The organism is Micromonospora sp. MH33 (assembly GCF_003013775.1).
Classification (GTDB): domain Bacteria; phylum Actinomycetota; class Actinomycetes; order Mycobacteriales; family Micromonosporaceae; genus Micromonospora; species Micromonospora fulviviridis.
Map to the genome: position 1 here is coordinate 1 of NZ_MUYZ01000253.1, position 10175 is coordinate 10175.

Below are 10175 nucleotides of genomic sequence, written 5' to 3' on the forward strand. Positions count from 1 at the left end.
GCAGCAGGTCGTCGACCAGGCGGCTGAGCCGCTCGGTGTCGGCGAGCAGGTTCTCCGCCACCGCCGGCCAGTCCGGGCCGGCGGTGCGGACGGTCAGGTCAGGCGCGGTGGGCGTACCGGCCGGCCAGGGCCGGACGCCGGACCCGCGGGCGGGCGACCAGGAGGAGCCCCCGCGCGGCCGGCGTGACGGCCACGTCGATCAGGGCGTGCGTACACATGCCGGCGAGGTTAGCGGCACCCCGGCCGGCCCGCGACGGAATTCCTCAGAGGTCGACGGTGCGCCGCTGGCTGCGGGCGGTCTCGGCGGCGTCGAGCACCGCCACCACCTCCCGGCCGAACCGGACGTCGCAGCGGTGGTCGCGGGTGCCCGCCTCGACCTCCTCCAGCAACTGGTCGATGGCCGTGCCGAACGCCTGGAGCACGCTGCCGTCGCCGGGCGGGACGGTCTCGGTGCCGTTCTCGCCGAAGAAGACGAAGTCCCGGGTGACCGCCTCGGGCGGCGCGTCGAGGGTGAGCGAGAGCGTGCTGGTGGCGCCGCCGTCGTGGGTGAGCAGCAGGTGCACCAGGCCGCTCGGGCCGTCCATGGCGGCGACCCGGGTGACCCGGCCGAGCACCGGCAGGATCAGCGACAGCGCGTGCGGGCCGATGTCCCAGAGCGCGCCCCGGTCGCGCCGCCACTGCGAGTTCCCGTACGGGTTCCCGGGCTGGAAGATCGAGGCGAACATGGTCGCCCGGGCGTGCTGCCAGCCGCCGGCCGCCGCGGTCGAGGCGAGGAAGCCGGTGACGTTCGGGTGGAACCGCTGGGTGAAGAAGACCACCGAGGCCACCCCGGACGCCTGCGCGGCCGCGACCACCCGGTCGGCCTCGGCGAGGCTCAGCGCCAGCGGCTTGTCCAGCAGCAGGTGCCGCCCGGCGGTGGCGGCCCGGACGGCGATCTCGGCCTGCACGTCCGGCGGCAGCGCCACGGCGATCGCGTCGCAGGCGGCCAGCAGCTCGTCCACGTCCTCGAAGACCGGTACGCCGTGCCGGGTGGCCAGCGCGGCCGCCTTCGCCGGGTCGCGCCCCCAGACGCCGGCCAGCTCGGCCCGCGGGTGCGCGTCGATGGCCGCGGCGTGCGTCTCCGCCGCCCAGTGACCCGTGCCGAACAAGCCGAACCGCACCGCGGACCCCCTGCTGTCGTCCCCCGCCACGGCGTACGCCGGTGGCCGTGATCCACGCTAGTCGTCCGGCCCGGCCGGCGCGCCGCGACCCCGCGGGAGAGCCGGGCGAGCGTGGCTACTACGACGATTAGTAGGCTGTGCCGGTGAATGGGACTGCGCCGGGACGGCGTCGATGACCAGCGCCGCGGCGACCGGCTCGCCGGTGGACGGCATCCTCGCGACGGCCTCGATCGTGCTGTCGCTGCTGATCGCGGTCTGGGCCCTGGTGGCGGCGGTACGCCACCGGGCGCCGGACCGGCTCCAGTTCGTCGGCCTGGCCGTGCTGGAGGTGGCCCTGCTGGCGCTCACCGTGGTGGCGCTCGTCGCGCTCGGCGGCGGCGAACGGCCGGGCGAGCCGGGGGCGTTCTTCGGTTACCTGGTGACGCTGGTCTGCCTGCCGCCGCTGGCCTGGGTGCTGGCCCGGATGGAGCCGACCCGGTGGGGCTCGGCGATCGTCTGCGCGGTCTGCCTGGTCACCCCGGTGGTGGTGGTCCGGTTGCAGCAGACCTGGGAGGTCGTCGGTGGCTGAGCAGCGGGCGACGAACCGGGGACCGGGCCGGTTGCTGATCGCGGTCTACATCCTCTTCGCCATCGCGGCGACCTCGCGGGCCGGGCTCCAGATCGCCACGAAGTTCGACGAGGCGCCGGTGGCGTACCTGCTCTCCGCGCTGGCCGCGCTGATCTACATCGTGGCGGCGGTCGGGCTGGCCCGCGCCGGGCACACCGGCCGCCGGGTCGCGCTGGCCTGCTGCTCGGTGGAGCTGGTCGGGGTGGTCGGCGTCGGCATCCTCAGCCTGGCCGACCGGGAGCTGTTCCCGGACGAGACGGTCTGGTCGGGCTTCGGCAGCGGCTACGGCTACATCCCGCTGGTGCTGCCGGTGCTCGGCCTGTTCTGGCTCTGGCGCACCCGGCACGACCCCGCCTGACGGGGCCGTGCCGGGCTCCCGCGTCCGGGTCAGTCCTTGGGGCCGCCGGAGACGTAGATGACCTGGCCGGAGACGAAGGACGCGCCCTCGCTGGCCAGGAACGAGATGGTGTGCGCGACGTCCTCCGGTCGGCCGGTGCGGCGCACCGGGATCTCCGCGGCGGCGTGCTGCTGGAGTGCCTCGAAGTCGACCTTCATCCGGGCCGCCGTGGCGGCGGTCATGTCGGTGACGATGAAGCCCGGCGCGACCGCGTTGACGGTCACCCCGAACGGGCCCAGCTCGATGGCGAGCGTCTTCGTGAAGCCCTGCATTCCGGCCTTGGCGGCCGAGTAGTTCGCCTGGCCCCGGTTGCCCAGCGCCGAGGTGCTGGAGAGGTTGACGATCCGGCCCCACTTCCGCTCGACCATGTGCTTCTGGGTGGCCTGGCTGAACAGGAACGCCCCGCGCAGGTGCACCCCCATGACCGTGTCCCAGTCGGCGTCGGTCATCTTGAACAGCAGGTTGTCCCGCAGCACACCGGCGTTGTTGACCAGCACGGTCGGCGCGCCCAGCTCGGCGGCGACCCGCTCCACGGCGGCCTCCACCTGGGCCCGGTCGGAGACGTCGGCGCCGACGCCGAGCGCCCGACCGCCGGCGGCGGCGATGGCGTCCACGGTCTCCTTGGTCGCCGACTCCTCGATGTCGACCACGGCGACGGCCATGCCGTCGGCGGCCAGCCGTCGGGCGGTGGCCGCGCCGATGCCGCGCGCGGCTCCGGTCACGATGGCGACGCGGGGCTCCTCCGACATGATTACCTCCCGGTAACTTGGGCTCGATCGAAGGAGCTTAACGCCGGCTCGGCCGTCAGAGCCGGGTGCCCCGGCAGATCCGGATCCACCGGTAGCCGTAGCCGGCCAGCTTCAACCGGTCGAGCTTGCCGACCTCCTCGTAGTTGCGGTCGGTGAGCACGTCGATCGGCAGGTCGGCCTCCGGGGCGAGGATGCTCAGGTCGACCTCGGCGTCCTCGGTGCCGAGGTTGTGCAGGAAGACCATCGTCCCGGTCGGCCCGTCGGCCCGGTGCGCCAGCACACCGGGGGGCATCGGCACGTCGATGTGGCTGGTGGTGCCCGTGCCGACCTCCGGGGCCTCCCGGAGGGTACGGATCATCCGCTCGAACCAGCCCAGCAGCGACCTCGGGTCCTTGCGCTGGGCGGTCACGTTGACCTTCTGGTAGCCGTACTCGCCCTTGTCGATCACCGGGCGGACCAGCTTCTCCGGGTCGGCGGTGGAGAAACCGCCGTTCTCCTTGTACGACCACTGCATCGGCGTGCGGATCGCCTCCCGGCCGGGCAGCGACAGGTCCTCGCCCATCCCGATCTCCTCGCCGTAGCGCAGCACCGGCGTGCCGCGCAGCGAGAACTGGAGCGCGTACGCCAGCTCGATGCGGCGGCGGTCGTTGCCGAGCATCGAGGCCAGCCGGCGACGGATGCCCCGGCCGTAGAGGCGCATGCCCTCGTCCGGGCCGAACTGCTCGTACACCTGGTTGCGCTGCTCGGCGGTGAGCCGGGACAGGTCGATCTCGTCGTGGTTACGCAGGAAGGTGGCCCACTGCCCGCCCTCGGGCAGGGCCGGGGTCTCCCGCAGCGCCTCGATCACCGGCTCCGGATCCTGCCGGGCCAGAGCCAGCATCAGCCGGCCGTTCATCATGAAGTCGAAGAGCATGTGGATCCGGTTGGCCGAGCCGCCGCTGTCACCGAAGTAGACCGGCAGCTGGTCCGGCTCGACGTTCGCCTCGGCCAGCAGGACCGCGTCGCCCCGCCGCCACTGCACGTGCTGGCGCAGCTCGGTGAGGAACTCCAGGTCCTTGGGCGAGTCCGGGTTGCCGGGCTCGGTCAGCTCGATGATGAACGGCACCGCGTCCATCCGGAAGCCGGAGACGCCGAGCTGGAGCCAGAACGACATGATCTTCTTGATCTCGGCGCGGACCTCGGGGTTGGCGACGTTCAGGTCCGGCTGGAACTTGTAGAAGCGGTGGTAGTACCAGGCCTTCGCGGTGCGGTCGTAGCTCCACGTCTCGTTCTGCTCGCCGGGGAAGACCATGCCCTGGTGCCGGTCCGGCGGCGCCTCGTCGCTCCACACGTACCAGTTGCGGTACGGCGAGTCGGGCGAGGAGCGGGCGGACTGGAACCAGGGGTGCTCGTCCGAGGTGTGGTTGACCACCAGGTCGATGATCACACGGATGCCCCGGTTCCGCGCCTGGTGCAGCAGTTCGGCGAAGTCGCCGAGGGTGCCCAGCTTCGGGCTGACGTTGTAGAAATCGGTGGCGTCGTAGCCGTCGTCCCGGTTCGGCGACGGGTGGATCGGGTGCAGCCAGAGGCAGGTCACCCCGAGCCGGGCGAGATAGTCGAGCCGGCCGATCAGGCCGCGGAAGTCACCCACCCCGTCGCCGTCGGAGTCCGCGAACGTGTCGACGTCGAGGCAGTAGACCACCGCCTCCTGATACCACCTGTCACCCATGTTCGGTTTACTTCTCCGGTTGCCGACCGCGGCAAACCCACCGCCGGCCCGCGGCCGGTACGGTGCCGGGATGAGCGCCGACACCCACGCCCTCGACTGGTCCGCCGGCACCTGGCTCAACCCGCCGGAGCGGGCCGACTCCGCCGGCGACGCGCTGCTGGTCGAGCCGCGCGGGGGCAGCGACTTCTGGCGGCGGACCAGCTACGGCTTCGTGCACGACGACGGCTCGGCGCTGCTCGCCCCGTTCCCCGTGGACAGTGCCGTGGAGGTGAGCTTCCGGCTCGACTATGCCGCCCAGTTCGACCAGGCCGGGGTGCTGGTCCGGGTGGACGAGCGGCGGTGGACCAAGGCGGGGGTGGAGGTCAGCGACGGGCAGCCGCAGGTCGGCGCGGTCGTCACCGACGAGCTGTCCGACTGGTCGGTGGCGCCGGTGCCGGAGTGGTCGGGGCGGGACGTGACGGTCCGGGTCAGCCGGGCCGGGGACGCGCTGACCGTCCGCGCGCGGGCCGACGCCGAGCCGTGGCGGCTGGTCCGGGTGGCCCCGCTGGACCCGGGGGCCGAGGCGGCGGCCGGACCGTACTGCTGCTCGCCCAGCCGGGGCGGCCTGGTGGTCCGCTTCACCGGCTGGCGGCGCGGGCCGGCGGACGCCGCGCTGCACCCGGAGGGCTGACCCGGCGTCCGTGCGTCCGGTCACCGGCAGGTGTGACGTGCGCCGGCCGGGGTACCGCTTACGGATCCCCGGCACCGCGCGGAAGGACACCCATGGCACTCGCCCAGAACGTCGACCCGAACCAGTTCACCGGGCTGACCGGCTGGGTGGCGAGCGTCATCGACTCGTTCGGCGCGGTCGGGGTGGCCCTGCTGGTCGCCCTGGAGAGCATCATCCCGCCGATCCCGAGCGAGGTCGTGCTGGCCATGGCGGGTTACCTGGCCGCCGAGGGCCGGTTCAACCTGGTGCTCATCGTGCTGGCCGCGACGGCCGGTTCGCTGCTCGGCGCGCTGGTGCTCTACTGGCTCGGCGCGGCGCTCGGCGAGGAACGGCTGAAGCGCTGGCTGGACCACATCCCGCTGGTGGACCGGGAGGACCTGGAGAAGGCCGACCGCTGGTTCGAGCGGCACGGCCGGTGGGCGGTGCTGATCGGCCGGGTGGTGCCGGTGGTGCGCAGCCTGGTCTCCGTGCCGGCCGGCGCGAACCGGATGCCGCTGGGCGAGTTCATCCTGCTCACCACGCTGGGCAGCGGGGTGTGGAACGCGCTGATCGTCGGGGCCGGTTTCGCCCTCGGCTCGCGCTGGGAACGGGTCGACCAGTACAGCGACTGGTTCAACTACGCGATCTTCGCGGTCTTCGCCGTGATGATCGTCAGCTGGGTGGTCAAGAAGGTACGCCGGCGGCGCGCCCGGCAGTCGGTGACCGCCGGGCGCTGACCGTGGCGTGGGATCAGAATCCCGCGGTGATGGTGGTGAACTCCCAGGTGTTCTGGGCGATGCCGGAGCAGTTGGAGACCACCCCGCCGCCCGGGCAGGGCCGGTCCCGGTTGACCGACCAGAAGGTGAACCGGGCGAGGCCGCGGGCCTTGGCCCAGTCCCGGATCTGCGTCCAGGTGGCCGGCGAGGTCAGCTCCTGCTGGTCGGAGAGGCCGTTCATGCCGGAGATGCCCATGTGGGCGTAGGCGGTGGCGTCGGACCAGCCGAACGCGGTCTTGAGCGCGTTCTTCAGCCCCTCGGCCGCGTTGACCGTGTTCTGGTACATGTTCGCGCCGCCGCCGAAGTCGAACGGCATGATGGTGAAGACGTCGATGTTGGCGCCCTTGGCCGCGGCCTGGTTGATCAGCCGGGTGCCGTAGTAGGACGGCCCGGTGGTCGAGGTGCCGAAGGTGACGATCGTCCTGAGCCCCGGGTTGTTCTGCTTGACGATCTTCAAGGCGTCCAGGATCCGGTCCTGCACCACCTCGTTCTCGAACTCGTCGCTGTTCTCGATGTCGATGTCGATCGCCTTGAGCCCGTAGGCGTTGATGACCTGCTGGTAGGCGCCGGCCAGCGCGCTGGCCGAGGAGCAGTTCGGGCCGAGCTTGTTGCCGCTCCAGCCGCCGAAGGACGGGATGATGTCACCGCCGGCTGCCTTGATCGCGGCGATGGTGCTGGCGTGCGTGCCGCCGGTCAGCGGGCCGCTGCCGTCCCAGGCCGGGGTGCAGCCGCCGCCGGAGAGCACGAACGCGATGGTGAACCACTTGATCCCGGTCGCGCCCATCACCGTCGACGGCGCGGGCGGGTCGCCCCAGCCCGGGTAGAGGTAGGGCGCCGCGGCCATCGCGCCGCCGCCCCCGCCGGTGCACCCGGTGGTGGTGGCCGACACCGGCGCCGACTTCGCCGACTCCCCGCTGGCGTTGTACGCGGCCACCGTGTAGCTGTGCCCGGTGCAGGCGCTCAGCCCGGAGACGGTGGCCGAGGTGCCGGTGACGGTGGCCTTCACGGTGCCGCCCTCGTAGACCCGGTAACCGGTGACCGTGCCGGAGACGGCGTTCCAGGCCAGCGAGACCGAGGTGTTGGTGGTGCCGGTGACCCGGAGGCCGCCGGGGGTGGCCGGTGCGCCGGGGTTGCCGCCGCCCCCGCCCGTGCAGGAGCCGCCGTTGACCGTGCAGTTGGTCGGGTTGCCGGTGCCGTTGACGTTGAAGCCGAAGGTGGTGCTGGCGCCCGGGGCGAGGGTGCCGTTCCAGGACTGGTTCACCGCGGTGACGTGCTGGCCGGAGGTGGTCAGCCGGGCGTCCCAGAAGGAGCCGAGGGTGCTGCCGGCGGGCAGGTCGAACTGGACGTTCCAGGAGGAGATGCTGGCCGAGGTGTTGTTGGTGACGGTGAACTTGCCCTCGTACCCGGTGTCCCAGGTGGTGGTGCGGACGAAGGCGGCGGTGGCGGCGGAGGCGGGTGGCGCGGCCAGCAGGGTGCCGGCGACCAGGGCGGCGGCGAGCGCGGCGGCGAACGTCGCCATTCGGGTGGAGCGGAGTCTCACGGCGTCCTCCAGGGACGTGGTGGTGGAGGGTGACATTTACGACCGTCGACGTGCGCTCATTATTAAGACTGTTAACTGTTTCTGTCCAGAGGCAACCGGGGGTCCCTCGCGGGGACCCCCGGTGCGGCCGGCTCAGCGGCGGAAGGTGAACCAGTTGACGTTGACGAAGTCGGCCGGCTGGCCGCTGGTGAAGGTCAGGTAGACGGTGTGCCGGCCGGTGACCGCGGCGACGTTGCCCGGCACCGAGCGCCAGCTCTGCCAGCCGCCGGTGTTGGCGACCGCGAAGCTGCCGATCGGCGGGTTCGTCGGGCTGTCCACCCGGACCTCGACCAGCCCGCTCACCCCGGCCGACGCGCCCGAGGCGACCCGGGCCACGAAGTCCTTCGGCGGCGTGGCGCCGAACTCCACGTTGTCGTAGCGGGCCCAGTCGCCGTTGGCCAGCCAGCCGATGTCCTGGCCGCCCTCGCCGCACGCCTCCACCTGCACCCCGTTCTGCCCGGTGAACGCCTCGGCCTGGATGGTCGAGTACGCGTCCACCGTCCCGCCGGGCGGCGGTGTGGTCGGGGTGGGCGACGGCGTGCCGCCGCCACCGCGGGTGTAGGCGGCCACGTAGTCGACCAGCATGGGTCGGCCGGAGACGGTCGACGCGGTGGGCGTGGCGGAGCCGGCCACCCCGTCCGGGAAGCCGCCGCCCATCGCCACGTTGAGCAGCATGAAGTAGCCGCCGTGGTTGGTCATCTGCCCCCAGTACGGTTCGCCCACCTGGCTCTGGCTGACGGTGTGGAAGAGCTGGCCGTCGACGTACCAGCGGAGCTGCTGGGGACTGATCGAGGCGTCCCACTCGAAGCGGTAGGTGTGGAACGCCGACTGGCAGGTGCTGCCCGGGCAGGCCCGGGAGTTGCCGATGCCGTTGAACTCGTTGCACGGCCCGCCCGGGGCGACGCCGCAGTGCAGCACCCCCCAGACCGAGTTGATCCCGTTGACGTTCTCCATCACGTCGAACTCGCCGATGCCCGGCCAGTTCTGGTAGTTGCCCCGGTACGGGGAGCCGAGCGCCCAGAAGGCCGGCCAGTAGCCGGCCGCCTGGGCGCCGGTCACGTTCGGCATCTGGATCCGGCCCTCCAGGGCCAGGACGCCCCCGGCGGGCGGCTTGAAGTTGGCGCGGACCGTCTCGATCCGTGCCGAGGTCCACCGGCCGGCGCCGTCCTTGAGCGGGGTGATCCGGAGGTTGCCGGCGCCGTCCTGGGACAGGTTGGCGGCGCTGGAGGTGTAGGTCTGGATCTCACCGGTGCCCCAGTTGGCCGGGCCGCCCGGGTAGCTGGTGCCGGTGTCGATGATCCAGTTGGCCGAGGAGGGCAGGGTGCCGGCCGCACCTGTGAAGTCGTCGCTCCACACCAGACTCCAACCGCTGGGCGGCGGCGTCACGGCGGCGTGGGCGGTCATCGTGACGGTGGCGAGGGTGGTGGTGGCGGCGAACACGGCGGCCGCCAGGGAGAGCCGCCGGCGCGACCGGCGCACGGCGGAGGGGGCGGCCGTGGCCGCCGGGACAGGGTTCATCGGGGTGCCTCTCTGCGGGGACGGGCGAGAGAGAGCGCTCTCTGAGGCGTTTTCTACGCGCCCGTCCCCGCACTTGTCAACGTGCGTCGATGCCTTCCGGCTGAGGCCGGCGCAGCACGGCCTGCTCCAGCACGCTCCACGCGGTCGTGGTGACCAGGTAGAGCACCGCCGCGAGCGGCACCACCAGCCCCACCAGCACCGTGGTGAAGGGCAGCAGCGGCACCAGCCAACCCAGCACCGCCGCGCCCGGGCCCTCGGTCGGCGCACCGGCGATGGTGCCGGTGGCGGCGGCCGCCCGGCGCGCCCGCCGGGCGGACCGCCAGGCCAGCACGAGCAGCGCCGCCAGCAGCACCCCGAAGACCGCCACCACCGGGCCGGTGAGCCCGTCGCCGAGATGCCACCCCAGGGGTACGCCGGCGAGCTTCTCGCCCAGCAGGTGCGGGTGCCCGTCGCCGGTGGCGAAGAGGCGGTACATGACCAGGAAGAACGGCGCCTGCAACAGCGCCGGCAGGCAGCCCGCGACCGGGCTGGCCCCGGCCCGCCGGTAGAGCGCGAACAACTCGCTCTGCAGGCGGCCGGGATCGTCGGCGTACCGGCGCTGGAGGTCGCGGACCTCGGGGGCGAGCGCCGCACGGCGCCGCTCCCCGCGGACCTGGGCCAGGGTGAGCGGCGAGAGCAGCAGCCGGACCCCGACGGTGAACAGGACGATCGCGGCGGCCGCCGCGGCGCCGCCGGTCAGCGGGGCGAGCGCGTCGGCGAGCCAGGTGACGACGGTGGCGGCGGCGGAGGTCGCGGCGTGCAGTGGTGCGAAGGCGAGCATGGGGAAACCCCTCGGTCCGATTCCGGATGCCCCGACGGGACGACGCGTCCCGGCGGGACGGATGACGACGGAACCGGCCGCGGCGGCGGCGCGCCGGCGAACGACCGGACGCGAGGCGGCTACGCGGCCGAGGGGCGCAGCCCGGGCGCACGGGGGCGCGGCCGCCCCGGGGC

10 protein-coding genes are annotated in these 10175 nt (G+C 72.9%); 4 read left to right on the forward strand and 6 right to left on the reverse strand.

The genetic code is table 11. The annotated features are described in order from the left end of the window. Positions 1-263: 263 nt before the first annotated feature. A complete protein-coding gene (locus tag B0E53_RS27875) occupies positions 264-1160 on the reverse strand; it encodes a Gfo/Idh/MocA family oxidoreductase (protein ID WP_107078743.1) in 897 nt (298 codons plus the stop codon). 172 nt (positions 1161-1332) lie between these two features. Between B0E53_RS27875 and B0E53_RS27880 the strand changes: the two genes are divergently transcribed. After that, a complete protein-coding gene (locus tag B0E53_RS27880; RefSeq protein WP_107078744.1) occupies positions 1333-1728 on the forward strand; it encodes a hypothetical protein in 396 nt (131 codons plus the stop codon). Further along, positions 1721-2125: a hypothetical protein gene (locus B0E53_RS27885; protein WP_091262250.1), complete on the forward strand. Its 405-nt coding sequence runs from the start codon at positions 1721-1723 to the stop codon at positions 2123-2125. Before B0E53_RS27880 ends, B0E53_RS27885 begins: the two co-directional genes overlap by 8 nt. Positions 2126-2154: 29 nt before the next feature. Here the strand turns inward: B0E53_RS27885 and fabG are convergent, their stop codons facing one another. Beyond that, the gene (gene fabG / locus B0E53_RS27890; RefSeq protein ID WP_107078745.1) at positions 2155-2913 is read right to left on the reverse strand and encodes a 3-oxoacyl-ACP reductase FabG; all 759 of its coding nucleotides are present in this window, start codon (positions 2911-2913) and stop codon (positions 2155-2157) included. A gap of 55 nt (positions 2914-2968) precedes the next feature. After that, the gene (locus B0E53_RS27895) at positions 2969-4621 is read right to left on the reverse strand and encodes an alpha-amylase family protein (RefSeq protein ID WP_107078746.1); all 1653 of its coding nucleotides are present in this window, start codon (positions 4619-4621) and stop codon (positions 2969-2971) included. Between the two features lie 70 nt (positions 4622-4691). On the opposite strand from B0E53_RS27895, the gene B0E53_RS27900 reads away from it, so the two are divergent. Together B0E53_RS27900 and B0E53_RS27905 are read left to right on the forward strand one after the other, a co-directional pair. Then, positions 4692-5291, forward strand: a complete 600-nt coding sequence (locus tag B0E53_RS27900) for a DUF1349 domain-containing protein (RefSeq protein WP_107078747.1) — start codon at positions 4692-4694, stop codon at positions 5289-5291. A gap of 92 nt (positions 5292-5383) precedes the next feature. Next, the gene (locus B0E53_RS27905; protein WP_107078748.1) at positions 5384-6046 is read left to right on the forward strand and encodes a DedA family protein; all 663 of its coding nucleotides are present in this window, start codon (positions 5384-5386) and stop codon (positions 6044-6046) included. Positions 6047-6059: 13 nt separating this feature from the next. Here the strand turns inward: B0E53_RS27905 and B0E53_RS27910 are convergent, their stop codons facing one another. The 3 genes from B0E53_RS27910 to yidC form a co-directional block, all read right to left on the reverse strand. Then, positions 6060-7604 carry a cellulose binding domain-containing protein gene (locus B0E53_RS27910; RefSeq protein WP_281492916.1) on the reverse strand — a complete coding sequence of 515 codons (1545 nt, stop codon included), beginning with the start codon at positions 7602-7604 and terminating at the stop codon, positions 6060-6062. 153 nt (positions 7605-7757) lie between these two features. Next, the gene (locus B0E53_RS27915) at positions 7758-9182 is read right to left on the reverse strand and encodes a carbohydrate-binding protein (RefSeq protein ID WP_107078749.1); all 1425 of its coding nucleotides are present in this window, start codon (positions 9180-9182) and stop codon (positions 7758-7760) included. Positions 9183-9258: 76 nt separating this feature from the next. Further along, entirely contained in the window at positions 9259-10002 is a 744-nt protein-coding gene (gene yidC, locus B0E53_RS27920) for a membrane protein insertase YidC (protein WP_107078750.1), read from the reverse strand. Positions 10003-10175 lie beyond the last annotated feature (173 nt).

Excerpts from the sequence above, each read along its gene's own strand:
- B0E53_RS27915 (WP_107078749.1), bottom strand. The coding sequence starts at position 9,182 with ATGAACCCTGTCCCGGCGGCCACGGCCGCCCCCTCCGCCGTGCGCCGG.
- yidC (WP_107078750.1), bottom strand. The coding sequence starts at position 10,002 with ATGCTCGCCTTCGCACCACTGCACGCCGCGACCTCCGCCGCCGCCACC.
- fabG (WP_107078745.1), bottom strand. The coding sequence starts at position 2,913 with ATGTCGGAGGAGCCCCGCGTCGCCATCGTGACCGGAGCCGCGCGCGGC.
- B0E53_RS27895 (WP_107078746.1), bottom strand. The coding sequence starts at position 4,621 with ATGGGTGACAGGTGGTATCAGGAGGCGGTGGTCTACTGCCTCGACGTC.
- B0E53_RS27905 (WP_107078748.1), top strand. The coding sequence starts at position 5,384 with ATGGCACTCGCCCAGAACGTCGACCCGAACCAGTTCACCGGGCTGACC.
- B0E53_RS27900 (WP_107078747.1), top strand. The coding sequence starts at position 4,692 with ATGAGCGCCGACACCCACGCCCTCGACTGGTCCGCCGGCACCTGGCTC.
- B0E53_RS27910 (WP_281492916.1), bottom strand. The coding sequence starts at position 7,604 with ATGGCGACGTTCGCCGCCGCGCTCGCCGCCGCCCTGGTCGCCGGCACC.
- B0E53_RS27880 (WP_107078744.1), top strand. The coding sequence starts at position 1,333 with ATGACCAGCGCCGCGGCGACCGGCTCGCCGGTGGACGGCATCCTCGCG.